Raw genomic sequence first — 25667 nt, forward strand, 5'->3', positions numbered from 1 at the left:
TTTCTTGAGCAGCCCCAAAACTTGAAAAAAATTATTTTTTGGTCAATCACTGGAGGATCTTTTATTCTATTGGGTTTTCTCATTTATTTTGCTTCAATGAATTTCATTTCAAATAAAGTAATGACAGAAGTTGCCGCCAGCATCACTGAGGATGATCTTGAAATGCTTGCAAGTGATCCGAACGTAGAGGCTCTGCTTGGGAACAGTATGGGTGATTTAAAAGCTGCAGATCTTCAAAAGACATCATTGCCGATCAAGACAAAAGAAGAAGCTGTAAAGAAGATTTCAGAAAGCTTTTCGATTGATGAAATCCGGCAGAGTGTCTCAAAAGTAAAAGGCGGATTGACTGCTGAAGAGCAAAATGAATTATACAGTCTTTTAACTGAAAGATTATCGGATGAAGAATTAACTGCTCTGAAAATCATAGCTGTACAGGAAGCAAAGCGGAATCAATAAATAATTCAAAAGAATTTGTGTTATTCGGAGCATTCGGGATATTAGACCAAGCAAGATTCCTTCCTTTTCATACGTTAGTATGGAAGGGAGGGATCTATAATGTATCAATTGGCATTATTATATCTTGCATGTATGCTTGCTGGCTACGGCATGACAATGGTACCTGTTTCTGCAGTTATTACTTCAGGTATTGCCAGCTTCTTCACCATTGTCGGCAGTCTGGCTATGATCATCTTTGGTCTTGCCATTCTTTATCTTGGAGTGAAGGCTTTGTTAGGAAAATAATTTCACTTTGAAAACCACCAGTCCAGAGCGGCTGGTGGTTTCGTTCTTTCTCTATTTAACCTGCACCGTCATTCACAGGGCAGCAGCGGTGTTGAGGCAAGCTCTATTCCGTTCTGATAAAAATTCTCTGCAATGATATGCCTTAGCCGGCTTTCAAATTTCTGCTTGGCTTCAAAGTTTGCAACAGGGACCTCTACCAGAAAGTCCATGGCTTTGCTGCGAAAATCGATAAATCGGATATCAGGTGCAGGTGCGGTTAAAACTCCTTTTATTTTCGGCATTTCCATGTCCACTGCTTCTCTCAGAAGCTTTTCGACTTTCTCAGTATCAGTGCCGTACACTACGCTGATTTGAACCTGGGCAAGCATTTCTGAGCCTGTCCGATTTTTAATGATCTGTTCAATAAAGTATTGATTCGGCACAATCAGGGTTCCCTCTTTAGCTGTGCGGATGATAGTGGATCTGAGACGGATGCTTTCTATTTTACCGATTTTGTTGTTTATCTCAATTACTTCCCCAATTTCAATCGGCCGTTCGAAGAGGATGATAATGCCTGAAATAAAGTTACCGGCAATATTGCGCATGCCGAAACCTATCCCAATACCGAGAACACCCAGTATGGCAGCCGCCGCTGTTAAATCCAGCCCAACCGTTGTCAGGCTGATGGCGAGCGCTGCAATCATGACGGTATAATAGATCATTCTGTTGAATGAATACCCGAGCCCGCGGTCAACTCCATAGAATTCATAAACAGATGTTAATACATATTTCGTGAATACTTTTACGATTCGATTTGCGAGCGAGACTGTTAAAAACGCTACAATCATTAAATATAGCGTTACATCTACTTCCCCTGCAGTGAACCAAGTATAAAAAAGCCATTTCTCCCTTGAAAAATAAAAAAGGAAAAGAATGATTATTCCATAAAAAGCAGCCCAGTTCACAAGTGAAGAAAATCCCTGCAAGATCCGGTCATTCTGTACCGACTTGCCACTTCTCTTTTTCACCAGTAAGTTAACTGCCCATTTGGCAGCCAGTATCACTCCTGCAAACAATAGAAACATCAGTATTTCCTGCATGGTTACATTCTTAAAAAATAGCATCGGCAGATTCCCTCACCTGTTATATAGTTCATTCTAAACTATTCCTCTTCCATAGATTCTTAAACCGGTGTTTAATACTGTTTAAAAAAAGGAACATTGAGTAGTAAATACATATATAAGGGTTGGGATATATGCATGTGGATCAATAAACCTTTTTTTAAATATGCAGCTGGCACCATTTTCGTGTTGATCATCATTTTCCTCCTTGGGAAAATTGATTATTTTTTATGGCCGATCCGTGCCCTGATTGCAACTATTTTCTTCCCGGTCTTAATTGCAGGTATTTTTTATTATATTCTAAGACCCCTCGTCAGGCTGGCTTCAAGGGTTATGCCTAAAACAGCCAGCATTCTGCTTATCTTTGCAGCGGTATTGGGTTTAGGGTATTTAGGATTTAATATGCTCGGTGCAACAATTGGCAGCCAGATAGCAGAAATCAGCGAAAGCCTTCCTTCTAAGATGGAGGACTTATCAGATGAAACGGAGAAAGTTGTTGAAGAAAATAATATGGGCATGTTCTCCTATGACCGTGTCAAAAATAAAGTACTGAATTTCCTGGAAGCACTTTTATCAGGGGCAGGAGAAAACGTAATGAAAGTTTTTACTACCATTACAAGCATTGTCACTGTCATCGTTGTTGTACCTTTTATCCTTTTCTACTTCCTGAAAGATGACCATAAGCTCAGGCCATTTCTTTTAAAATACCTTCCTGACAAACACGAGGACGAAGGCCAACGGATTTTGGGGGATATAGACAAGACCTTATTCTCTTATGTTACCGGCCAGTTTATTGTGGCAGTCGTCGATGGCGTGTTAATGTATGCCGGGTATAAGATTATTGGTTTGGACTATGCACTGATATTAGCTGTGTTTGCGATGTTCCTTACTGTGGTTCCTTTTCTTGGTCCTGTGCTCGGGATCATTCCTGCAGTATTCATCGGGTTATTGCAGGGACCCGGAATGGTATTAAAAATCATACTGGTACTGATCTCTGTACAGCTTCTTGAAAGCAATCTCGTCTCTCCACATGTGATGGGCAAACGGCTTAACCTCCACCCGCTTACAGTGATTATTATCTTAATGGCTGCAGGATCGATTTATGGCTTTATTGGAATCCTGATTGCTATCCCTTTTTATTCTGTTATAAAAGTTCTGGTAAAAGACTTCAGAAGATTTTACCGATTAAGGACCAGAAAAAGCCTGCTATCCGAAGAGATTTAATAAATGAACTGCCGTTAAGGCAGTTTTTTAGTTATTAGGCATGCGTATGCCAACAAATAACAGTATAATAAGAATTGCGTGAGAATAATTTGAGAGGAGCTTTCGAATGGCATACCCGAATACAAAAGAAACTATCAGCGTATTAAAAGAGATAGTTTCAATTCCAAGTCCTTCCGGAAATACAAATGAAGTAATTACATATGTAGAAAAGTTTTTGAACGAGCTTAATGTGGAAACGAAGCGCAACCGGAAAGGCGGGCTTATTGCAACCCTTCCTGGAAAAGACGAAAAAAATCACAGAATGCTGACTGCGCACGTTGATACACTTGGCGCGATTGTTAAGGAAATAAAGCCAAGCGGACGCCTGAAAATTGATTTGATCGGCGGATTTAAATACAACTCGATTGAAGGCGAGTATTGTGAAATCGAAACATCATCTGGCAAAAAATTCACCGGCACGATACTAATGCATCAGACATCTGTTCATGTCTATAAAGATGCCGGGAAAGCTGAAAGAAACCAGGAAAACATGGAAATCCGCCTTGATGAAAAAGTAAAGAGTGCTGAAGAAGTCCGTGAGCTGGGAATCGGCGTCGGAGACTTTGTATCTTTTGATCCGCGTGTGCAGACTACACCTGCTGGCTTCATTAAATCACGCCATCTTGACGATAAGGCTAGTGTCGCAATTCTTCTTCAGCTGATTAAACAGCTGAAAGCCGATAACACTGAGCTGCCGTACACAACCCATTTTCTCATCTCAAATAATGAAGAAATAGGCTATGGCGGCAATTCCAATATCACGCCGGAAACGGTCGAATATTTGGCTGTGGATATGGGTGCGATGGGTGATGGCCAATCCACTGATGAATATACGGTATCCATTTGTGTAAAGGATGCGAGCGGCCCTTATCACTACGAATTAAGAAAGCATCTCGTGCAGCTTGCCGAGGAAAATGGAATCGAGTACAAACTGGATATTTACCCATTTTACGGTTCTGATGCATCAGCAGCTATCCGCTCCGGCCACGATATCGTTCACGGCTTAATCGGCCCTGGAATTGATTCATCACATGCCTTTGAGCGTACACATGAGGATTCAATTGAGAATACGGCCAAACTGCTGTATCACTATGTACAATCCGAAATGATCATTTAGCAAAAAAGAAACTGCACCCATTCATTTGAGTGCAGTTTCTTTTATTATCATTCAGCTTCAGGCGGCCTCTTCCCTCTTTGAAGCTCCCAGATAGAAAGACCAAAATCCATTTGAAGATGAGGATAGTCCTTGAATTGTGTCCAATCCCCTCCCCATTCAAACCCAAGGTCCTTTGCTATTTCAACGACCTCCATCCAATCAGCCCGGCTGTTGCCGTTGCCATCATATTTCATATCCCAGATCACCTGGCCATCTACGGACATAAGTGCGAAATCAATTGCCAGGCCAAAATTATGGTAGGACTCCCCCCTTTTGCATGGGTAACAATATTTCCCTCACCAGTGCGGCCTTTTTCATATAAAGCATCTTGTTCTGCTATGCTTCTGAAATCCTGGGTGATGACTGCGTTAATGCCTTTGTCGGCAGCCAGACTAATAAGTTCATCTTTCTTTTCAGCAACAAGAGGATGAAGTGCTGTCGGGGGCGGAACTTCTTTAAAATTCGCCGGTTTTAAATATTGGTAAATGAGCATCACGAAAATGCTTGCTATTAAGAACGTCAGCAGCAGCCCATTAATTTTTTTTATCAGCATGTCCAATCAATCCTCAAACTTTATTTCCTGCTTAGTATTCTAGAATACTACAAAACAAAAAAGAGAATCCAGAATAATGGATTCTTCCATGCTAAAAAGCGAAGCTTATGTCATTCATAGCCTTAAATGTTACATTTTGTTCTCTGAAATAAACGAATGCTTCAACTGTACATGTTCCCTTTTCCAATTTATCAAAATTTAAATGAAATTGATAAATGCCATTAAATTCTTCAGGATCAATGGATAAGGTGTCAATCGGCCTGATCCAAAACTCTCCTTTCTCATAACCTTCCTGAAGCCATTCGTCATTAGCATATTGCCAGCCCTGGGCTCCTTCTGTTCCCTGAACTGCCAATACTTCCACCATCTCCGGCGGGAGGATCTGTCCGCCAATCTCTATCTGAGCCGGAGGGTCAACCCTAAGGCAGACAATCGGATTATGAAGCTCAGCCGTACCCGTATTTTTAATGACGAGGTCTGTAATTAAGGTGTATTTTTCATTATTGGAATGCGGGCGAATCGTATAATTAAAGTAAGCCTCTCCCTCAGCTTTAACCTGTGGCTTCACCTCAGCCGGACGAGTGTCTGGAGCTCTTTTCTGCTGCCGATTCTTTTTCTTCTCAGGCGTCCCGCTGCTGAAGAGCTCAACTACGGTTTCAAGCCCCACCCAGTTCAGGAGCTCACTGCTGCCGATACAATGTTCCAGAATAGAAGCCTGCAGCTGAATTAGGAATTCTTCTAAACTAGTATAATTGACTGGAATTTCACAGGATATTGAAGCCCTGCCTTTATGCTGTGCTCCAGCTGTTTTAAAAAAGACATATGGCCGGCTTGAAATTTTCCTCCTGCAATGCTTCTGAATAACTGCAATGATATCTGAATTTTTGCATGTAATCACAATGTTTTCGCTTTTAGTGAATTCCAAATGAACATGGAAATTATCCTCTTCGTGCTCCTGCTGGTCAATTTCAGTTTTAAGTACCATTCCTGAATTCTTCAGCAGTTCTTTCATCAAAGATAAGGTTTCCTGCAGCACATCTGAATCTTCCCCTCCTTCCATTGTGAGAAGAAGAGTTTGATTTTTTTGAGGGTAGTCAATATATAGTGTTTTTTCTTCCCTTGACCATGTCGTGTCCAGTCCATGTCTGGAACAATATAAAAGCAATGACGGCAAAGAGGAAAAATCAGCGGTTCCTTTTTCTTTACCCAGGTACGATACATTCACTTTCATTGATATCACCTTTTTCCGTATTTTCATTCCTTTCTCATTGTATGAGTTCAGATAGGATGGATATGACAAAATAACCCTTTACCTGCCGCCGTTACCTTGATGTCTGTGCAATCATATGATATTCAAACAATGGGTTACAGGTCTTTAGGGCTTAGCAAATAGGTCGCGTTTCAATAAACCTGAAAAGAGAAGAATCATTCGGGAAAAAGTAATAACGGTCAACTGAAATGTTGACCGTTTCTCGGAAGCAAATGGTTAAAGCTGGACCGACAGGTTAATCTACAAGGATTATCTTAACCGGAAAGGCTTTGCCCTGTTTTATTCTATAGCATTTTACTATCGGCTTTTTCTTAGCATAAGAAATAATAAAGTAAGCTTTATCCGGATATGCAAAGCGAATGTCATCTCTTGAAGGAACAGGCGGAGCTGTAGGATGTGAATGGTAAATGCCTACTAAGAATTCTTTCTTTTCTTCCATTTTGGTTAGGAGCAATGTAAGCTGTTCTTCATTTATTTCAAAAGAGTTCTTCTTTCGCTTATTGTTTATCGCCTTCCAAATTGTTTTTATCATTTTCCCTGAACCTGATAATAACCCGCATGCTTCAAAAGGTAATTCTTTTTCTCCATGAGCGAGCATTTCAGAATAAACATTTCTGGATAACCGAATGGCTTCGCTTCCGCTGCCTGATAAATTATCTGCCGCAGCATCTTTTATATTGGGGTTGAACTGGTCTGGCAGCCGCTTTTTTCTTCCTTCCGCTGCCGACAGCCACTGACTTTGATTTTTTATACATTTCCTGAATTTCCTGACGTTTCATTATATACACTCCTTGTTTATTTACTCATTGTTTTTTTGAATATTTAAAAGGGTCAAACATGGTCGCGGCTGATTGAGGTGGAATTGGCAGAGACCCATGCCTGTCAAAATCGTGATTTCTTTGCTTTTCTATTTTTCTATTCAGCTGCTTTGATTTTTGCACTTGAGAAGGTCGCTGCGTTTTAGCTTCTTTCACTTCGGCTGCTTTCTCAGAAAATTCTATCTTATTCATAAGATCCTGCTCATTTAATTTTAATTCCTGCAGCTCAATTTCTAATTTTCGGATCATTTTTTCATTTTTTATGTCCTTTTCCTTGTATTGAGTCAGCATTTGGTTAAGTTCTACAGACTCTGCCTTATATTTATTTTCCACCTCAATAAATTGCCGGTAAATGTCATTTAGTTCCTTTACACTGTTTCTAAATTCATTTTCCGAATGTTCCTTTTCCAATAAGCGATCATAAACCTCTTCAAACGTGCCTTTATAATGCACAAGTTCGTCTCTCAATTGAGAAATAACTTCCTGCAGCTCTGTGAGTTTCGCCTTATACTGTTCTTCCTTTTCCCTGCTAAAAAATAACCAGCCCATTTTTTTCAACCACCTTCCTATGATATTCATATTCAGCTCCAACTCTTCTTGTCTGTGTGTTAAACCAGCATTCTCAATTTGATTGAGTAATTTTTCTAAGTGTTCAATGGCATTTTGTGTTACTGCCTTAAGATCATAAAAGTCTGCTATCCAGCAAAATACTTCTTCCATTGATAGTTTATGTGCGATATTATATTCTTTATCTTTATTAATATTTCGATTAGAGATAGGTCCATTAGCTGACTCTTCTATCATGTCCTGTAAATGTTCAATATGCAAAGCATACTGATAAAGATCCAGTTGCTCTGATTTTATTTTTTTTATATCAAGCTCTTTCTCAAATACCATCTCCTTTAACCTGGCTTCCCTTTTGAGAGCTGCTTGTTTCATTCGTATGACCTCATTTTTAAGAGATCTAAATGCAGGGGAATAACCGGAAAATAATGCTTCATTAGCCATGCATCTTAAAGCGTTCCGATCGTTCCTTATCCCTTCAAGGATGCCTTTTAAGCTACTAATATCCTCTTTAACATTCATTATTTGATATTTCATAGAATTATTAACCGGCACCTCTCTCACCTCAATTCTGTTATATGTATGTACGGTACAATTTAAATTATAAAAAGGAGGGGAGAAGTTACTCCCCTCCTGAAAAAATTAGTCATCCAGGTTATCTAATAGGTCAGCAAATGTGTCGCACTCTTCAAAGTTTACTGCAGCGTCAACAATTCCGCTGTCAAATACTACAGCATTAGTGTTGATGTCCCTAAGAATTAGACGGAAACTCTCTCCTTCTAGTGAATCATCGTCATTAATTGTCAGATCAAATACGAATCTCTCAATGTCTCCATCCCAATCTCTGTTACCTGTACCAGAAACAGTTAGTGAATCGTCACCACATACCGGCTGGTTGAAAGTGAGAGGTTTGAAAGTGAAGCTGTAGTCTGGCTGTGTTGGTGTTGGAGCAGGTCCATCAAACTCAGTGTCAGTGAAGGCGTAAGTGAACGTACTATCACCAAGTGAGCACTCCTGACAGATTTCTGCACGTATGCTGGAAGTACCAGTTACATCTACTCCGCCGATATCTGCTAAAGTATCAGCTCCTCTTGTAATAGCAGTAGCCTGGCACTCACAGTTTGCTACTGGGAATAATCCCGGACATTGCGGCGGAAACTCCAGCAGGTTTAAGTCACACTGAATTCTTGGTTTAGGCACTGGAATATTATTTGGACGCGGGAAGCAGAATTTTGCCAAAACTTCAAGTTTAACTGGGTAGTGTACTTGAACGTCTTTACACAATACAACTCTCACTGGAATCATTGGTCCGAATGGATCTGGACCCATTAGCGGAGCGCCGTAAGTCTGGCAGATTACCTGGTAAGCTCTTAAGCGAATATTAGCTTCTGTAATACCTGTTGGTACGCACAGCATGATTTCATCAGTGAATTGAGTGCGGACAGTGAATGTGCATACTGATGCACCGTTTACCAGAATCGTTACTTCTACAGGAACTGTCCAGACGATTAATACTCGACCAGGATTTCCATGTTCAAGAATTGTTGCAGAAGATTGAACATCGTCTACAGAAGCCGAACACTGCACATCCACTCTTTGCCCTGCAGCCAAGGCAGCAGCAACGGCAGCTCGGCAGTCCTCATCAGGTATGAAATTCTTGTTTTCATATTTGTTGGCAAAGAATACCCAGTCATAAACCTTCTCTACAAAAATACATTCTGGGGCTAAATCATTTGGATCAATCGGAATTGGCGTTGGTGTAGGAGCCGGCTGAGAACCTTTAATCATTTTACGCTTATTCTTCATGTTTTCCTTCCTTTCTTTCTAATGAGTATTTTCATCACACTATATCCTATGGAATGAAACCAGTTTTGGTATAGAACAAGTACCTATTTTTGTAAAAAAAGAACCTATTTTTGAAAAGTAGTAAAAGAGTCTATTTTTTTATAAATGGGTTCACTTTAGGGTAAATGCCATTGTCCTTTCTTTTCACACAGCATATAGTAGAAGTAAGAAAGGTTATTGATTTAAATCTTTCCTTTCGCTTCACTATTAAATGAATAGGGATATTTCTGCTAGTTTAATAATAAATGGCAACTAAAAGTCTATTTTCTATATTACCGGATCCTCGAATGGCGTTTCAGAGCATTACACGAATTTCCAGCCGATTTTCAATGAGTATTTGACGAACGGATTTTTATCACACGTATTGGATCATTGCAATGATAACCTTTATAATTTATACCTTTAGACATGAGGGCCCTCATGTCTTTTTTAATTCAAAGAAACTTTAAAGGCTATTTACATAAAATGAGATAAATGCTTTTCTGAAAGGAGAATGAAAATGCTTCGCAACCATACTCCCGATAAAGAAATTCAGCTGCAGCAAAAGATTATCCATCTTAAATCCGAATTGGCAAAGTATCAGTCCATGCTCAGTCCAGAATACGAAAAAGAGCAGTCTGAAAGAATTTATGAAATGCGTGAACAAAATCTGGAGCTAAACAGAAAAAATAATGCTTTAAGAAAGAAATTGTCTATACTTTCTGAAGAAAACTTAAAACAAAAATCTTATTTGCATATTATGCAGGACTCCCTCCTTATGACCAACAATAAGAAAAATCAAGGTGACGTTTTAGTCATTAATGAAGATAAGGATTTAATTAACAGCTTATTTAATCGCGTTTATGATTTGGAAGTAACGTTTTGGGAAATGCACTGTAAATTAGAGGAGTTGTATAAGGAAAATGAACAATTAATCCAATTAAATGATAGACCACAGATAAAAGAGGTTACTCAAACTTTAAATAAGACTGGCACCTTCGACAATTTGCATGGTTTACAGGAAAAAATTCTTCAGGAAGAGTTATTAACCGCAGCAAGATATAAAAACTCTGCTGAATCTGCAATGGAGGAATTAAGAAAAGAAATTAAAGCATATAATGAAGGAAATGTAATTTACCCAAATGAAACTGAAAGAAATGAAGATAAAAAAACGCTAGATCATTTTATTACAGAATTCGGAAAAAAAGACGCCGAGCTGGAGAAGGCATTGGAAATCTTAAAAAAATTGGAAATGAAAGTTGTATCGATTGAAAATAAAATCAGCAATGAGTAATGATAAAACACGCCTTCCAAACTGAAGGCGTGTTTTCTTTACTAACGCACTCTAAATTTTATAAGTTATGGCTGGTTTCAAAAATGAGGACAAGGGTATATAAAAACCAAACAGCATTTAGGAGGAGTTACTTATGAACAGAGACCAGACAAATGGAAATGCAGATCAATTAAAAGGCGAATTAAAAAAGCAATACGGCAAACTGACCAATAATGAATCCAAAGAAGCTGAAGGAAACATGGATAAAGTAAAGGGACAGGCACAGGAAAAATGGGGAGATGCAAAGGAAGCTCTGTCAAAGACATTCAATGACCGAAGAGATTAATTAAAAAAGTACTCACCGCCCCTGTGGTGCTGAGTACTTTTTACTGATTAAAAAGTTGTTTTTGCCCCTAAATAACGAGGCTTCCAATAGGAATTGTTCATGTCGCTGATCTCAACACCGCGTGAAGAACCGGCATGAATGAACTTGTAATTGCCAAGATAAATTCCGGCATGGGATGGGCCGGATTTGTAAGTTTCAAAGAATACCAAATCTCCCACTCTTGGTGATGCAACATGTTTTGTCGCACTCCAAATGGATGCTACAGTACGCGGAATAGAGATTCCTACTTTACCATATACATAGTTCAGGTAGCCGCTGCAGTCGAATCCGTCAGGTGTGCTTCCTGCCCATTCGTAAGGTGAGCCAATATATTTCTTTGCTTCAGTAATGAGCTCGTTCACCTTTGAAGTTGATTGGGATGCTACCTGGGATTCAGCCGGCTTGCTTGCAGCAGTACCAGATACCTTCAATGTCTTGCCGGTATAAATTAAATCTGAAGATAGGCTGTTCATTGCCTTTAATTGTGAAACCGATAGGTTATGGCGAGATGCAATTCCGGAAAGAGTGTCTCCTCTTTGGATGGTGTAAGTTCCAGTGCCTGCAGGAGCAGAAGGTGCAGCGGATTGAGCAGAACCTTTAACTTGCAGCTTTTGGCCAGGATATATCGTGTCACTGCTGATTCCATTCAGACTCTTTAGTGTACTGACGGAAAGGCCGTGATCTCTTGCAATTCCCCATAAAGTATCGCCTGATTTCACTGTGTAGCTGACTGCAGCGCTTTGCTGCCCGCTTGTTGAACCGTTATGGCTGTGCGGTGCCAGCAGAGTAATAGCTTGTCCTTTATATATTAACGAACCTGAAAGGCTATTCCAAGTCTTTAACTCTTCAATTGAAAGATTGTTAGAGCGTGAGATTCCCCATAATGTGTCACCAGACTGAACGATATATTTATTTTCATGAGCACTTGCTTCTCCATTGAACGGTGTAATCAAAAAACCAGCTGTCGCAGCCATTGTAAGTAGTTGTTTCTTCAAGTTGTACACTCCTTAAATTTCTTTGACATCCTAATATTAGTAATAATTCTAGTAAAATCCTATCTAAAAATAATGGTGTTTCTGGGTATATTTATGATAAATTCATATATTTTCCTTATATGAGCAATTAATAGATATATTATCCTAATTTATCAGGTTATCATTTCTATTTCATGACAATAATCAGGATATTCTTCACATTAATATCGAAAATTCTAAATTAAATTATTTCCTCACAAATTAAAAGGCCAGCTCCCAGGCTGACCTTCTAAACACCTTATTTACTCACAGTCTGCTATAAAAGATTGCGGAGATGACTGCGCACGCCACGGCACGATGGTTTCAAACCGGGTCGCTGTTCCGTCTGTTGCAAGAATTTGCCACTCAGCCACTTTAGTGACCGGATCAAGTGTCACCGTTATGGTAACTTCAAAGTCTCTGAACGGACCATTGTTTAATCTTCCGAGGATGTTACCTACTACCGTAGCTGATCTGCCATCATTGCTGCATGAAATAAAACGCCTTCTTCCTTGATTAAACTGATAATTGTCACCGTTGCTGGCGTTAAAGGTAAAGTTAAAATTATCATTCGCAGGATTACAGCCGCCACTTTGACTTGCTCCGCATTGAGCCACATTAATATTCATTTGTCCAACTAAATCGGTCGGTACACCGAAACGGGTAACCCGAATCCTTGCACCTGGCTGGGCACCGCCTTGAGTATTGAGATTAAATTTACAAGGACACTCTGAAGGAGGACAATTCACATTAATGATTCGTGTTTCCGAATGGAATTCCTGGCCGACTACTTCAGCTCTCGCTCTGATTGTTCTTGTGCCTGTCGCTCCTTCTGACGGAAGGATACGGGAACTGAAACTTCCATCCGGGCCGGTAATCGCAGGATTCTCAATAAAGAAAACATCCTGAGCTCCAGAGATAATATCAATAAATACCGCAAAGTTAGGAAGACCATCTCCTTCACAGGTTAAGCGGCCTGTGAGCAGTGCGCCGTCACATCCTATTACACCTCCCGGGACATTCAACGTTAAGAGAGGATTCTCACACTCGATACATCCTGCTCTGACCCTATTGGTGTTTGATATAATATCTCCATTAACCTCAGCTGTAGCTGTGTATTCCAATCCTTCTGTCTGCGGAGTCGGAAAACGCACTCTTACTATGCTTGAGAAAACTCCGTTTGCATCTGTTACAGGATTCAGATCAGCAAAAATTAAAGGACTGCCTGCGGGTGTAGATAAAGTAACTGTAATGCCAGGCTGCGGCTCGTTTTGTCCGCAGAGAACCCTGCCTGTGATTAATGCTTCACAGCTGATCGGCCCAGGGTTATTTAGCTCTATCCGGCAGCCTGGACAATCAACGGATACAATACGGGCAGGAGATTCAATAGGGATTCCTTCAACCGTAGTAAAGGCTGTAACAGTCACATTGCCAACTGCTCCGAAGCCAGGCGTTATTCGTGTAGAATAGAATCCTAAAGCATCTGTAACATCCGGAAGAACGGTTACAGGACCTGCAGACGATTCCACCCTAAAGAATACAGTCACATTCTCAATGCCTTCTCCATCACAAGTGACTCTTCCAGTAATAGGTGCTCCATTACAAGTGACAGTATCGGCAGGTGTGATTATCGTCAATAAAGGATTTCTGCATTCCACACACCCTGCCCTCGTAAACTCTGTATCCTCAACAAATCTTCCATTCACAATTGCTGATGCAGTAATTTCTACATTCTGTATCTCTGTACCTACCCGAATGGTTACAGAGGTTTCAAAGAAGCCATCCACATCGGTTCTGGGATTTTCATCAGCGAACTGCAGTATAGAAGATCCTCTTAAAGTAACAATCGTGTTGGGAACAGGTAAACCATTACAAGTAACGCGCCCTCTTATTAGCCCGGAACAGCTGATTTGGCCAGGATTAAAGAGATCAATAGCAGGATTGACACAGGTATGGCAATTCAGTTCCACCGATTGAGGTTCTGTTTCGACTGTCGTTCCTACAACCGTAGCCCTTGCGCGAATGGTAACCGTTTCGGTTATTCCAAAAACCGGTGCAAAATCAACCGAGTACACACCATTGGCATTTGTTGTTGTAGGATTTTCATCGAGAATAATGCTTCTCGGATCTGATACAATAAAAGAAACCGACGCATTCGGAACAGGTACATTATCGCACGTAACCACTCCTGTTAATTGCCCGCCGGAACAGCCAACAACCTCCTGAGGAGTAATAAGTGTTATCCGAGGATTTCTGCATGCAATACAGCCGGCACTGGTGGTTATTGAATCTGATATTTCAATTCCATTAACAGTTGCTGAAGCGGATATTATTACACCTTGCTGTATTGGAGTATTTCTTGCTACGGTGGCGGTTGTTGTAAATCTTCCTCTTTCATCTGTTACAAGGGTGTCATCCTCGAAAATAACGCCGGCAAAAGAGCTGGTTAGCTGCACAGTCACACCTGAGACCGGCACCAAATCACAAATAGCTCGTCCTGTAATCGCGGCTTCACAGCTTATAGGTCCTGGATTATCAAGTATTATGGAGGGATTTGTGCATAAACTCGGAGGGAATAAACCTGGACAGCCATTTGGGGGCCGCTGTATCCGGCAGACAATTTCCCCTTTTTTTCTCCTTCCTTTCATATCTTTCACCTCATTATAGTTAAGTCCCTACTAATGTATGGGATTACCAGTAAACCGAGTCGGCCATTACCTAGCATTTAGATAATTTCTATAGATATTGTCACAGTAAAAGAGCACAGGATATATTATCCGTGTGCTCTTTTTATGAATTACACCCATATTCTCTTATTTTCTGTTCTCCGTGTCATTCCCAAAGAATCAAGTTTTTCAAGAAAAGGAATCATATACTTTCTGGAAAGACCCAATACTTCCTTTGCATGGCCCACTTCAAATTCAGCAGCTGTGCTCTTTTTCAGTTCTTCTACTGCTGCTCTGAAATGATCACCGTGCCAATAGTTTTGTGCATCCAGCGGTACGAGGATTTCCTGGTCTTCTAAATATCGTTTTAAATCCCCTTTAAGATTCTCAGGGATCCCGGCAGAAGCATAATATTCATCAAACGGCTTTACTTTATAGCCATCTTTTTTTAATTCAGCAATAAGATTGTCCGTGCGTTTTTGCCAGCTTTTCGGTACATGAGGAAGAAAACCTTTATTCTGCAAATACTGTCCTTTACGTTGGAAAGCCTTTTTTTCAATTCCTGAATTTAAAACAAATTCAATCAGCATTTTAGGATATTTATTCTGCATTGCCTGCAGCAATTCTGCTTTATTAGCCCCTTGCCTCATTGGATTTTCCAGATGAAACTCATTGAGGCGGTCAGCTATTTCTTCCTCTATTGCCTCATGGATGGCTGCTAAAGTGAATTCCTTGCTGGTGATGCCCTGGAAATCTTCTTCTTTTAGTATTTCTTGAACCGTCAATTCATCCAGTGAAGTCTTTGCTGTTATCTCTGAAAGAGAAAGGACCTTATCTTCGAACAACACGGCTTTTATGCGATCTTTCGGTGTTCCTTCTTTTTCCTGCTTAAATCCTCAATGGTTTTTTGGCCGAACCGGTACTTTTCTCCATTGGGATCGATAACCCAGCCCCCGCCGAGGGTCTCCTGGGGACTTGGCCGTCTTAAAATGAACCGGTCGCCCCTTTTGGCAACGATTTCTTCATCTAAACGAAGCTGGCAGAGAATTTCTCCTTCTGCATTGGATAATTCATTACGATCAAAGAAGACGATTCTTCCCATTACTTCTGCCGTGCCAATATGGCATTTAATCGGCATGCGCTGTTTGATGTTATGCTGTAAATCTCCCACTATTCTTACAGCAACATCAATGGTTTTTGTGACGCTGAAATGCTCAGACGATACAAGTACCTCGCCCCGCTCAATATCCTCCTTCGACACGCCTGAAAGGTTAATGGCTGCCCTTTGCCCTGCAAATGCCGCTTTTGCAGGCTGATGATGCACCTGCAGCTGGCGTGCCCTGGTCTCGATGCCATTTGGCATGATTTTCAGCAGCTGCCCTTCTTCGATTTTCCCTTCATAAACAGTACCTCTGACTACGGTTCCCTGCCCTTTCACTATGAATACCTGATCAATAGGCAGACGGAAGGCGCCTTTTGCATCCCGTGTATCCTGATCTTTCAAGGTATGGATTATCAGGTGCTTTAACTCTTCAATTCCTTTTCCTGAAAGGCTGTCTGTTAAAATAAATGGAACATCTTCAAAAACAGTTCCTTTAAGCTCCTCAAGAATTTCTTCTTTTACAAGATCGGCAAACTCTTCATCGACACGATCAATTTTTGTTATGGCGACAATGCCATTTCTTATCCCCAGAAAATCGAGAATTTCCAAGTGCTCTCTTGTTTGCGGCATTACTCCTTCATCAGCTGCGACAGCCAGGACGACTAAGTCAATCCCGGCAACTCCGGCTATCATCTGCCTGATAAAGCGCTCATGACCAGGTACGTCCACCACTGAAATTTGGATTTCCTCATCTTCATGTAAAGGGGCGAATCCGAGTTCTATGGATATCTGCCTTTCTTTTTCTTCTTTAAGTCTATCTGTATCCACATTTGTTAATGCTTTCGTCAATGTCGTTTTTCCATGATCAATATGGCCAGCCATACCGATTGTAAAGTATCTTTTCATCAAATCTGCCACCTGCTTCTATTGCGTTCTTTTTCAACTTTATCCTGAAAAATAGAATCTTTCAATCTTCTGGTTTTATAATGACAGCATCGCACCTAATGCTCCACAATAAGCCCCGTCTTCAATAAATACAGGTTTTTTGCCAACCATGATGGTATACTTCCTTATAAAGTGCTTTAAAGGGACATTGTTCCGAAGCGTGCTTCCTATATAAACTATATCGTCAATTTGATGATGAACTGCTGCCTGAGTGCTTAGAAGTACAATTGTTTCCGCGATCATGTTAGTTAAACTGGCAGCTTTGTCCTCCTTGCTTATCTGACCATCCTTTATCTTCCCAAAATTGCTGGCAGTCAGGCTTCCATCTATTGGCGGATCGAATGGTGAATAAATATCTTTGACCATTATATCTGCATTCTCTGCTTTCCCGCTGCCAGCCAGCGAAACGAGACTGGAGAAATCCTTTTCACCAGTCAGTAACCGTCCCAGTCCCATCAATGTGCCCCCGCCGATGCCGCTTCCGGAAACCCTTGAGATTTTCCCGTCTCTGTTCAGGCAAATCGATGTCCCTGTGCCTATAATACTTAAGATGAAATTCTCATTGGATAATCCATCTTGCTTCAGCAAATAGGATGCACCTATACCGGAAGACTCAAATTCAGGAAAGATCAGGGCATTTTGGAAAAACTCTTTTTTAAGATATTCAGCCTTTCCGCCTGTCAAAGCAACTTCGGCATTAGCAGCAGTCATCTTAAGCCAATTCATAGAACTGTCCAGCTCATCAATCAGATAGCTTTTATAATGGATTTGTCCTTGTTCTTCAAATGCCATCTTCAGCAAAGAACCTCCGGCATCAATCCCTATTTTTGCAGGTTTCATGCAGATTCCGCCTTTCCATCTTTATTTTTGCCTATCATTTTAAATGGTAGCAATAGCAATAAAAACAGGAATACTGCCGCTATCTCCAGTGTCAGTATATAGTAAGGATACGGACCGAAGTAATCTAATAATGAAGCATTTTCCGGCTTATGGGACAGGAACATATAGTTTCCTCCTGTCAGTTTGTTAGCGAAAAATGCCGCACCAGCGCAGATATTCAAAAAGATAAAGGAATGAAGCATACCTTTTCCTGTTGGCCTGTATTGATGCACGAACACAAAATAAAGACTTGTCCAAATGATCAGATTATGAGTAATAAAAAATTGGAAATAACGAAAATGGGGAAAGCCTAAAAACAATTCTGGAGTCAGGATAGCCATTAAAGCGCCAGTAACTCCTAAATAATAGACTAACTGGAAGACGGCACTGGATTTCGTTGCTAATAATATCAAGCAAAGAACTAAGCTTATGGAGCAGAGCTGCAGCGGCAGAGTAAAAGAGATTTCCCAATAGCCGCCAAGATAAAGCCAAAGATGGTAAAGCAGTTCCAAAGTAAAAAGAAGCATAAACAAATACAGCCTGAATTTCTGATCAAGCCGGAAAAGTCCTTTTCTGAAAATAAATAAAAGTGCGGCTGCTGCTGCAAATAACACAATCATGGCAATATGAGATGCGGAAAAAACCAAAAAAGGGAAAGCATTATAATCATGAGAAAATACTCCTGACAAACTACCCTCTCCCTTCTGTGGGGAAGACTGCTCTCCGTGCAAGGAGGATTCAGTCTCCATTTATTTTATTTATTAAACCATAGGGGGTCATCATTTTCTGCTTCCCCATTATAGTTAATCAAAACCTCTTCACCTGCTTTAATATCTTTATAGGCGAAAAAATCAAATGTATGGTTGTCAAAGTTAATATCATATACTGCATTTGGCTGGTAGGAATGGTTGAAAAGCATTCCATAGCCTAATAAAAGGGCACTGTGATTTTTCCCGTATTCAAATGCATAGTCTGCCAGAGCTGTTTTTTCAATATGCTGATGTTCATTATTTGGATACGGAAGCACCGGAGCCTCATGAATCAGTTCACCCTTCTTAATATCGCGAGTAGCAAAGACTCCTCTATTATGTTCGCCATCGCTTACTGCTGATGTTTTAATTTCAATCATTTCGTTACCTGCACATTCCCGTCATTGACGTTTATTATTAATTTTCAGCGAGCCTAAACTCGCCAAATTCCAATTTCTTTGTTGTCTCAAGCTGAATCACTTCAGGAGAGTCCAGCTGAATCCTCTTAGAAAATAGAGGACCGTCATACACAAATGTATGATATTCACCTGATTCACCCATTGGACAAACAGGTTCAGCTTCGATTCTGCTTACAAATTCATGATCAAGTTCTTTGCCGAGCCACGAGTCGTCCAACACATCTTCCCTGACACGTATGACTTTGGCTTTATAGCCTGAAACCACAAAGGCACTTAAAGCCTTAAGACTATCTTTCTCCTCCATCCATAGAGGATATAACGCATCCAATCCTGCTTCAGCCGCTGTTTTTTCTCCCCATTCACGGTGTCCATCCAAGTAAAGATCCCCATATGCAATGCCTGTAATCCCATAGGTATCTTTTATTTTTCTTAAATCACTCACAAAACGTTCAGAGTAATCTTCAAAGGTACAATAAATAAACTCTGCAGGTATGGATAAACTTTTAGCCTGAAGCTGGATTAATTCCTTTTTTTCCCCATGCCCAAAGGTTCTGCCAATTTCCTGCGGAACCGTTGTCAGAAGACATGCAACCTCGTACCCCTGTTTTACCAGCACATCCAGAGCCAGACAGCTGTCTTTGCCGCCGCTCCATGATAAAACGACTTTCTTCCTCAACAGTCATCACCAACTTTAATAGTATGGGAAAAAGGATAGGAGGTCTATCCTTTTTCTTCTGAATCCTAATTTAAAAATTGAAACTGTGTACGGCTTCCTGTCTGGCTTGCAGTAACTTCCAGACGCACATCTATCCTTTCCTTCAGCTCAGGAACATGAGAGATGATGCCTACAAGCCTTCCGCTGCTCTGAATTTCGATCAAAGCTTCTATTGCCTGATCCAATGATTCGGGATCGAGTGTCCCAAATCCTTCATCAATGAACATCGTCTCAAGAGACACGCCTCCTGCGTATTGCTGCACCACATCTGCCAGACCAAGAGCAAGTGCAAGCGCGGCTTTAAAGCTTTCCCCGCCGGATAAAGTTTTAACATGCCTTTCCTGCCCAGTGTATTGATCAAACACAAGCAATTCCAGGCCGCTTTGTGCGTTGCCCTTTGAGCGGTCTGTTTTTCGAAGCAGCATATATCTCCCGCTGGTCATCTTCGATAAGCGTCCGTTGGCTTCCCTCAGTATATCATCTAAAAATGCCGCCAGGACAAAACGTTCAAAAGTAATACGGTAAGTGTTCTGCCCTTTGGAAATTTCATATAAGTGTCCGATTACTTTATACCTTTCCTCAAGGGTCTTCATATTTTCATTTATTTCTTTGACTTTTTGCAATGTCTCTTCATTTTGCTTTTTCTTCATAAACAGATTTGTATATTGTTCCTGCAGCTGTTTCAATTGATCATCCGTTTCCTGCAATAATAGCTGCAAGCTTTCCAGGTCAGGTTTTTCAATCCCTTCTAAGAGTCCCGCCAGTTCAGCGTATCTGTCATTAATAGAACGGACTTCTTCCCGATATTCCCGAAGTTCACCTTCAAGCTGACTGATTTGTTCTACTGATTTTTTGGCATCCCGGTATTCTCCGTAGACTTCAAAACCCTGGTCCTTCATCCGCTGTACAAAATTCCTCCTTTCTGCTGCAAGCTTTTGCTCGATTTTAACAGCCTGCTTTTGAAGTGTCTCGAGCTTTGCCTGCTCTGCCATATGAACCGACTTTGCATCTTGATAAATCTGCTGGGCAGTTTCCAGCTGCCTTTGCATAATTTCAAGTTTTTCAGCCGCTCTTTTAAAACTTGATTCGTAAGCTTGAACAGACCGCAGGTTTTCAGGAATTGTGTCCGTCATCCTCGCTAAGTTGCTTCTCTTTTCCGCATGCATAACGGCAGCGTCATTTATTTGGCTTTGCAGAAGGTCAATTTCTGCAGCCAGAGATTCTTTCATCTCCTGTGAATTTTCTACCTCTGCAGTACAGTTTTCCAGCCTTAAAGATTTCTTCTTCAGCTCTGCATCAAGTGTCAGCAAATCCTTTTTTTGATCGGCAAGTGTATTTTTCAGCACAAGCAGACTTTCAGGTTTAAAATCAGGACGGTACTTCTGTATTTGGGCTGTTAATTCCGCTAATCCACTTTCACTGGAATTCAGTTGTGACCGAGCTTCATAAAATGCAGACTCTGCTTTCGCTTTCTCTGCTTCCATTTCAGCAGCCTGTTTTTTTGCTTCCTTCAGATCTTTTTCATCAGGAATATCTTGAGGAGAGACAGCTGGGTTTGGATGGTGTTCTGAGCCGCAGACTGGACATGCCTCTCCGTTTTGAAGCCTTTCAGCCAAGATTGATGCCTGCCCATGAAGCCATTTGCCCTCCAGTTCATCTACTAGCATTTTGGCGTCAGTGAGCCTGGACGAAGTCTGCTCGAAATAACTTTTTTTCTTGCTGAAAGCATTCTGTGATGAGAGATGCTCTTTATGAAGCTCTTCATATCTATGAAGCCGTTCTATTTCGTCTGATAGTTTCTCAAGGTTTCGTTCATTCTCAAACTGTGCGAGCCTGCTCTTTTCAATGTCCTGTTTTTCTGCAGCAAGTGTTTTTATTTGCAGATCAGCGTTTAGGAGGGCTTCATCTTTCTGTTTTTTTTGAAGCCTGAGGTTTTCAAGATTTTTCTCAAGAGAACGGACAAGCTTTTCCACTTTTGCATACGAGAGAATATCTTCTTTCATACTTTGCAGGTGATTAACCTGTTCGGCAGCTTGTTTTCTTTCTTCCTCCCTGTTCTTTTCAGACTCCCATTTTTCCAGCTTTTCTTTTAGCAGAGATTCAAGAGTGCCTATTTTTTTCTGAAGTTCCTCAATATCGGCATGTGCCGCATCCAGATCCTTCTTCAGTTCATGGCAGAGCTGCTCCTGTTGACTAAGCAGGGCTGCTTTCTGGGCGAGAGCAATGGCATTCTCTTTGACAGTATATTGGTCTTTCAGTTCTTCAAGCTCTTCTTTCCGTTGCTTAAGCTCTTCTTTCGTCTTCAGCTGTTTAAGCACCATTTCAGCTTCATAGAGCTTTTGCTGAAGATGATCTCTCTTTTCCTTCTTTTTCCTGCCAGCTTCTGTCAGCTCAGCAAGACCTTCTGCCATCTCCTTAATTTCCTCTGTAAGAAGCGGCATGAGCAGTGTGTCATTGACACTTCCTGCTTCGAGGTATGATTTCAGCTCCCCGCTGTAAACAGCCTGCACATGATTAAAATACTGATCTCTCAATTTAATCTGTTCTTCTACCGTTCTTTTTAATTCAGTTGCATCTTCTTTAAGTTTTTCTTCGATGCGCTTGTATATTTGAGTATGAAATAACCGCTGCAGAATGATTTCCTTATCCTTGCTTTCAGAAGTCAGGAGCTTTCGGAACTCTCCCTGGGGAATCATCAGAATTTGCCTGAACTGATTGCTGTCAATGATCATAATTTCTTTTATCTTTTCATCAACATCCCTGACATTTGAAGCCAGGAGCTTTTGCTCTCCATTTTCATCATATATATACAGTTCTGCTTTTGCACTCACTGTTGTTGTTCCATCGCCCCGCTCTTTTTTCTTTTCCTGCTGAGGAGATCTTATAATATGATACCGTTTATTTCTTAAAATAAATTCGAGGGAAACCTCAGTTAGTGTATTATTTTTGGCAAACTGGCTCCGAAGCTCAGGACCATTCCGATCCTCTCCGCTTGCTTTTCCATAAATGGCATAGCTGATGCCGTCAAAAATAGTGGTTTTGCCTGAACCCGTCTTTCCGGAGATCACAAACATGGTCCGATTTCCAAGTTCGGTAAAATCAATGCTTTCACTGTCTGCATAGGGGCCGAACGCCTGCATCGTTAATTTTAATGGCTTCATTTCATGGCCTCCTCCCTAAGCACTTTTTCGATCACATCAGTCATTACCTGCTGTTTATCCTCTGTAAATTCAGAAGTGGTCATTTGTTCATAGAATTGTTTAAACAGATCAAGCTCCGACTTTTTCTCTTCCTTCATCGATAGGAAGGAGCTTTTTTCTTCATATCTGTAATGGCTATCCTTCTTTCCAGGTGAAGAACATTCGGATAGACCTGTCTCAGCTTATTAATTGGATCAAGCAATGCGCCTTCGTCAAAAAGGGTGATTTTCAGATAGTCATCAAGATTCTGTTTTTCATAGAAGGCCGGGTCCATCAATTCATCTAAATGCCCTTCGATTTCTCTCAAATCTTTATGGGGCTTAAGTGAACGGAGACGCAAATCAAATTCGCCATTTTCATTCATTTCTATAATAGAAATCGATTTTTCCTGTTTGGCTTCTGAAAAAGAATATTTTAAGAGGGAGCCGGAATACCGAATTTTTTCATGCTTTATGGCATCAGGACTATGCAAATGCCCCAGTGCTGTATAAGAGAAAGGATCAAAGCAGCTTGAATGGACACAGCCTGATCCGCCTACTGAAAGGGTCCTCTCCGAATCACTGGTAGAACCGCCCAGGACAAAAGCATGTCCGACAAGAACGTTCGGCTCATTAGGATTCAGGTGCTTTTCAATTCTGCTCACAATTGCCTTCATTGCATCGTCATGTGAGTGTACACGGTCATCATCAAGCAAATGCCTGACCATTCCAGGTTCAGCATAAGGAACCGGATAAAAGTTCACACCATTAATATGTATAGGCTTAAAATCATTTGATAGTTTTCCAGACAAGTAGAACTTGCTTTGTTTATACCAGGAGCTTCCAAATGACAGCCTTTCTGCACTGTCATGGTTTCCTCCTATGGCAACCACAGGTGTATTAAGCTCAACATTTATTTTAAAAAGAATTTCATTCAGCAATTCTACAGCATCAGTCGGAGGTACGGACCGGTCATATAAGTCTCCTGCAATGACGACTGCATCCGGCTTTTCTTCCTCTACCACATCAATAAATTGATTCAAAAAATGACGCTGATCTTCGGTCATATATACACCATGGACCAGCTTGCCCAAATGCCAATCAGCTGTATGGATAAATTTCATATCTTACACCCTCTTTTCCTTGCCACAGATTCTTTCTGCAATATTACCATTATACCAAATCAAAAAACGGCAGAGTCTCAGCAATATTTTACAGAACATTCGTTCTAATTATATCATCAATTTTTCTGAAACACAGCATAGTTCAATCGAGTAGAGGGAAAATAAAGTAAGTTATTTTCGCCCCTCTCACAACACCGTACGTACGGATCGCGTATACGGCGTTTCAATTTATATTACAGTGTGTACTTTTAGATAGTGTTCAAAAGCAGAGGGGAGCCCCCTCTGCTTTAATCTTTTATTGGATATTGCTCTTTGGACGACTTTCGATAATCCTATAAAACGGTAACCTTTTCGACAGTAGGTTAATCCTTTCGCTTCTTCCTCCGGAATCCCTAGTTGAATAAGCGATTTGATTTGTTTCTTGGGTACCTTCCATTGCTTCCAGATGATTACCCTAATTCTGGAACGCAATTTCATATCAATTCGCTTTATTGCTTTTTTCATCTTTGTGATTCTGAAGTAGTTTATCCATCCGAATATGACTTGTTTAAGCTTCACTATTCGAAGCCCTAGTGGAATACTCCAGTTCCGTTTTGTTAGTTGTCGAAGCCTCCTCTGGAATTTCTGGATTGAACTTAGGTGAGGTTTTACTTGGTATCTTAGGTTATTAACATCGAAGTAATAAGCGAACCCTAAGAATTTCAATTCTTTTGGGCGTGAAATTTTACTCTTCTCTGCGTTAACTATTAATCCTAGTTTGTCCTCTATATACCTCACTACTGATTTCATTACTCTTTTAGCTGCTTTTTCGCTTTTCACAAAAATGAGGGAATCATCGGCATATCTCACAAACCGTAATCCTCTTTTCTCTAGTTCCCTATCAAGTTCGTTTAACATAATATTACTCAATAATGGGCTAAGAGGACCTCCTTGCGGAGTCCCAACGGGAGTTTCTTCATATTTCCCTTTTACCATAACTCCACTGACTAAGTATTTTCTAATTAACGAGATGACATCACCATCATCTATTGTGTTGGCAATAATGCGCATGAGTTTATCGTGATGAACAGTATCGAAGAATCTTTCAAGGTCGATGTCTATTACCCAATCATCACCATCATTCATAAATTCCAGGCTTTTAATTATCGCCATCTCACAACTTCTTTTTGGTCTGAAACCGTAACTGAACTCGCTGAACTGTTCTTCAAATATCGGACTGAGAACTTGATGTATGGCTTGTTGAACGACTCTATCCACTACTGTTGGTATTCCCAATTTGCGCATCTTGCCATTTTCTTTTGGAATTTCCACTCTTAAGGCAGCTTGTGGTTGGTATTTTCTTGTTCTGATGCGCTGACGCAGCTCATCTTTGTTCTCTTTCAGATATTGCTTTAATTCGTCGACTGTTACACCATCGATGCCACTTGTGCCTTTATTTCTATAGACACGCAAGTAGGCTTCGTTCATATTTTGGTTACTTATGATCTGTTCTAAAAGTTTCACACTCGTTTCTCCTTCCCTCTCACGTAGTAAGTAATATCTCCTTTTTGGTTATCCTTTGAGATACGCTCATACTTTCGCCATTAACACATTCGGAGTTCGTCACTTACGCATTCGTGGAGTTGAAACACTATAAATTGTTCAGCCCTTCATGAGTTTACTCATTACTATGGCCTCTGCTGACTTCTTGCGATTAACCGTTTTCGACTGTACTACCGTACATCCGCAAGACCTCCCAGGGTAAGACAACTATCTTTCCTCTTTTACTCGCCTGATTTACTCTATAAAGTTACGCACATCTTTTGGACTTTGACTTGTCTTGGAGTCTCATCCCTTTATAAAGCCTTAGTATCAGATTCCTGTACGTCGAGCCAAGATTTTATTCCACGCTTCCTCCAGCCCTTATCTCACGATAAGTACCTTGCGCTTC

General features: G+C 40.7%; 22 protein-coding genes and 2 pseudogenes. 6 read left to right on the top strand and 18 right to left on the bottom strand.

Annotated elements, in window-relative coordinates; all coding sequences use genetic code 11:
* Nucleotides 1-21: 21 nt before the first annotated feature.
* Both LLY41_RS13565 and LLY41_RS13570 read left to right on the top strand, forming a co-directional pair.
* Entirely contained in the window at nucleotides 22-456 is a 435-nt protein-coding gene (locus LLY41_RS13565) for a hypothetical protein (RefSeq protein WP_304585621.1), read from the top strand.
* 99 nt (nucleotides 457-555) lie between these two features.
* Nucleotides 556-741, top strand: a complete 186-nt coding sequence (locus tag LLY41_RS13570; protein ID WP_076256247.1) for a hypothetical protein — start codon at nucleotides 556-558, stop codon at nucleotides 739-741.
* Between the two features lie 68 nt (nucleotides 742-809).
* Here the strand turns inward: LLY41_RS13570 and LLY41_RS13575 are convergent, their stop codons facing one another.
* Nucleotides 810-1844, bottom strand: a complete 1035-nt coding sequence (locus LLY41_RS13575) for a mechanosensitive ion channel family protein (protein WP_304585622.1) — start codon at nucleotides 1842-1844, stop codon at nucleotides 810-812.
* 135 nt (nucleotides 1845-1979) lie between these two features.
* On the opposite strand from LLY41_RS13575, the gene LLY41_RS13580 reads away from it, so the two are divergent.
* Together LLY41_RS13580 and LLY41_RS13585 are read left to right on the top strand one after the other, a co-directional pair.
* A complete protein-coding gene (locus LLY41_RS13580; RefSeq protein WP_304585623.1) occupies nucleotides 1980-3065 on the top strand; it encodes an AI-2E family transporter in 1086 nt (361 codons plus the stop codon).
* A 106-nt stretch (nucleotides 3066-3171) separates the two neighbouring features.
* Entirely contained in the window at nucleotides 3172-4221 is a 1050-nt protein-coding gene (locus LLY41_RS13585; protein WP_304585624.1) for a M42 family metallopeptidase, read from the top strand.
* A 47-nt stretch (nucleotides 4222-4268) separates the two neighbouring features.
* Here the strand turns inward: LLY41_RS13585 and LLY41_RS13590 are convergent.
* From LLY41_RS13590 to LLY41_RS13615, 6 genes and pseudogenes are all read right to left on the bottom strand, one after another.
* A pseudogene (locus tag LLY41_RS13590) lies at nucleotides 4269-4753 on the bottom strand (M15 family metallopeptidase).
* 151 nt (nucleotides 4754-4904) lie between these two features.
* Nucleotides 4905-6044, bottom strand: coding sequence for a hypothetical protein (locus LLY41_RS13595; protein WP_304585625.1), 1140 nt, complete (start codon nucleotides 6042-6044; stop codon nucleotides 4905-4907).
* 274 nt (nucleotides 6045-6318) lie between these two features.
* Nucleotides 6319-6783, bottom strand: coding sequence for a M67 family metallopeptidase (locus LLY41_RS13600; RefSeq protein ID WP_370460340.1), 465 nt, complete (start codon nucleotides 6781-6783; stop codon nucleotides 6319-6321).
* On the bottom strand, nucleotides 6737-6862 hold the full coding sequence (locus LLY41_RS13605) for a hypothetical protein (protein ID WP_275060882.1): 126 nt from the start codon (nucleotides 6860-6862) through the stop codon (nucleotides 6737-6739). The genes LLY41_RS13600 and LLY41_RS13605 overlap by 47 nt, the downstream gene beginning before the upstream one ends.
* 24 nt (nucleotides 6863-6886) lie before the next feature.
* The gene (locus tag LLY41_RS13610) at nucleotides 6887-8020 is read right to left on the bottom strand and encodes a coiled-coil domain-containing protein (protein WP_304585626.1); all 1134 of its coding nucleotides are present in this window, start codon (nucleotides 8018-8020) and stop codon (nucleotides 6887-6889) included.
* Nucleotides 8021-8107: 87 nt separating this feature from the next.
* Nucleotides 8108-9271: a BMQ_0737 family morphogenetic spore coat protein gene (locus LLY41_RS13615; RefSeq protein ID WP_304585627.1), complete on the bottom strand. Its 1164-nt coding sequence runs from the start codon at nucleotides 9269-9271 to the stop codon at nucleotides 8108-8110.
* 538 nt (nucleotides 9272-9809) lie between these two features.
* Here LLY41_RS13615 and LLY41_RS13620 point away from each other — a divergent pair.
* On the top strand, nucleotides 9810-10583 hold the full coding sequence (locus LLY41_RS13620; RefSeq protein WP_304585628.1) for a hypothetical protein: 774 nt from the start codon (nucleotides 9810-9812) through the stop codon (nucleotides 10581-10583).
* Nucleotides 10584-10716: 133 nt separating this feature from the next.
* The gene (locus LLY41_RS13625; RefSeq protein WP_035330463.1) at nucleotides 10717-10908 is read left to right on the top strand and encodes a CsbD family protein; all 192 of its coding nucleotides are present in this window, start codon (nucleotides 10717-10719) and stop codon (nucleotides 10906-10908) included.
* A gap of 47 nt (nucleotides 10909-10955) precedes the next feature.
* Here LLY41_RS13625 and LLY41_RS13630 read toward each other — a convergent pair whose 3' ends face one another.
* The 11 genes and pseudogenes from LLY41_RS13630 to ltrA form a co-directional block, all read right to left on the bottom strand.
* Nucleotides 10956-11942, bottom strand: coding sequence for a C40 family peptidase (locus LLY41_RS13630; RefSeq protein WP_304585629.1), 987 nt, complete (start codon nucleotides 11940-11942; stop codon nucleotides 10956-10958).
* A gap of 281 nt (nucleotides 11943-12223) precedes the next feature.
* Nucleotides 12224-14608 (bottom strand): hypothetical protein, encoded by a 2385-nt coding sequence (locus LLY41_RS13635; protein WP_304585630.1) that lies wholly within the window; start codon nucleotides 14606-14608, stop codon nucleotides 12224-12226.
* Nucleotides 14609-14757: 149 nt separating this feature from the next.
* Nucleotides 14758-15471, bottom strand: a complete 714-nt coding sequence (locus LLY41_RS22495; RefSeq protein WP_370460090.1) for a SelB domain-containing protein — start codon at nucleotides 15469-15471, stop codon at nucleotides 14758-14760.
* Nucleotides 15472-15479: 8 nt separating this feature from the next.
* Entirely contained in the window at nucleotides 15480-16634 is a 1155-nt protein-coding gene (gene selB, locus LLY41_RS22500; RefSeq protein ID WP_370460091.1) for a selenocysteine-specific translation elongation factor, read from the bottom strand.
* Nucleotides 16635-16709: 75 nt separating this feature from the next.
* A complete protein-coding gene (gene coaW, locus LLY41_RS13645) occupies nucleotides 16710-17513 on the bottom strand; it encodes a type II pantothenate kinase (protein WP_304585631.1) in 804 nt (267 codons plus the stop codon).
* The gene (locus LLY41_RS13650) at nucleotides 17510-18241 is read right to left on the bottom strand and encodes a YwaF family protein (protein WP_304585632.1); all 732 of its coding nucleotides are present in this window, start codon (nucleotides 18239-18241) and stop codon (nucleotides 17510-17512) included. Before LLY41_RS13650 ends, coaW begins: the two co-directional genes overlap by 4 nt.
* A 65-nt stretch (nucleotides 18242-18306) precedes the next feature.
* Nucleotides 18307-18681, bottom strand: coding sequence for an SET domain-containing protein (locus tag LLY41_RS13655; RefSeq protein WP_035330469.1), 375 nt, complete (start codon nucleotides 18679-18681; stop codon nucleotides 18307-18309).
* Between the two features lie 37 nt (nucleotides 18682-18718).
* Complete coding sequence (locus LLY41_RS13660) at nucleotides 18719-19396, bottom strand: Dph6-related ATP pyrophosphatase (RefSeq protein WP_304585633.1); 678 nt, start codon at nucleotides 19394-19396, stop codon at nucleotides 18719-18721.
* 65 nt (nucleotides 19397-19461) lie between these two features.
* Nucleotides 19462-22596, bottom strand: coding sequence for an AAA family ATPase (locus LLY41_RS13665; protein ID WP_304585634.1), 3135 nt, complete (start codon nucleotides 22594-22596; stop codon nucleotides 19462-19464).
* Nucleotides 22593-23737: pseudogene (locus LLY41_RS13670) on the bottom strand (exonuclease SbcCD subunit D). The gene LLY41_RS13665 and the pseudogene LLY41_RS13670 overlap by 4 nt, the downstream one beginning before the upstream one ends.
* A 228-nt stretch (nucleotides 23738-23965) precedes the next feature.
* Nucleotides 23966-25240 carry a group II intron reverse transcriptase/maturase gene (ltrA, locus tag LLY41_RS13675; RefSeq protein WP_304585635.1) on the bottom strand — a complete coding sequence of 425 codons (1275 nt, stop codon included), beginning with the start codon at nucleotides 25238-25240 and terminating at the stop codon, nucleotides 23966-23968.
* Nucleotides 25241-25667: the final 427 nt, after the last annotated feature.

The organism is Cytobacillus firmus, from assembly GCF_023612095.1.
Lineage (GTDB): Bacteria > Bacillota > Bacilli > Bacillales > Cytobacillaceae > Cytobacillus.

What these genes read in the sequence shown, in the direction of transcription:
- LLY41_RS13570 (WP_076256247.1), top strand. Translation starts at nt 556, where the DNA reads ATGTATCAATTGGCATTATTATATCTTGCATGTATGCTTGCTGGCTAC.
- LLY41_RS13575 (WP_304585622.1), bottom strand. Translation starts at nt 1,844, where the DNA reads ATGCTATTTTTTAAGAATGTAACCATGCAGGAAATACTGATGTTTCTA.
- LLY41_RS13580 (WP_304585623.1), top strand. Translation starts at nt 1,980, where the DNA reads ATGTGGATCAATAAACCTTTTTTTAAATATGCAGCTGGCACCATTTTC.
- LLY41_RS13585 (WP_304585624.1), top strand. Translation starts at nt 3,172, where the DNA reads ATGGCATACCCGAATACAAAAGAAACTATCAGCGTATTAAAAGAGATA.
- LLY41_RS13595 (WP_304585625.1), bottom strand. Translation starts at nt 6,044, where the DNA reads ATGAAAGTGAATGTATCGTACCTGGGTAAAGAAAAAGGAACCGCTGAT.
- LLY41_RS13605 (WP_275060882.1), bottom strand. Translation starts at nt 6,862, where the DNA reads ATGAAACGTCAGGAAATTCAGGAAATGTATAAAAAATCAAAGTCAGTG.
- LLY41_RS13615 (WP_304585627.1), bottom strand. Translation starts at nt 9,271, where the DNA reads ATGAAGAATAAGCGTAAAATGATTAAAGGTTCTCAGCCGGCTCCTACA.
- LLY41_RS13620 (WP_304585628.1), top strand. Translation starts at nt 9,810, where the DNA reads ATGCTTCGCAACCATACTCCCGATAAAGAAATTCAGCTGCAGCAAAAG.
- LLY41_RS13625 (WP_035330463.1), top strand. Translation starts at nt 10,717, where the DNA reads ATGAACAGAGACCAGACAAATGGAAATGCAGATCAATTAAAAGGCGAA.
- LLY41_RS13635 (WP_304585630.1), bottom strand. Translation starts at nt 14,608, where the DNA reads ATGAAAGGAAGGAGAAAAAAAGGGGAAATTGTCTGCCGGATACAGCGG.
- selB (WP_370460091.1), bottom strand. Translation starts at nt 16,634, where the DNA reads ATGAAAAGATACTTTACAATCGGTATGGCTGGCCATATTGATCATGGA.
- coaW (WP_304585631.1), bottom strand. Translation starts at nt 17,513, where the DNA reads ATGAAACCTGCAAAAATAGGGATTGATGCCGGAGGTTCTTTGCTGAAG.
- LLY41_RS13655 (WP_035330469.1), bottom strand. Translation starts at nt 18,681, where the DNA reads ATGATTGAAATTAAAACATCAGCAGTAAGCGATGGCGAACATAATAGA.
- LLY41_RS13665 (WP_304585634.1), bottom strand. Translation starts at nt 22,596, where the DNA reads ATGAAGCCATTAAAATTAACGATGCAGGCGTTCGGCCCCTATGCAGAC.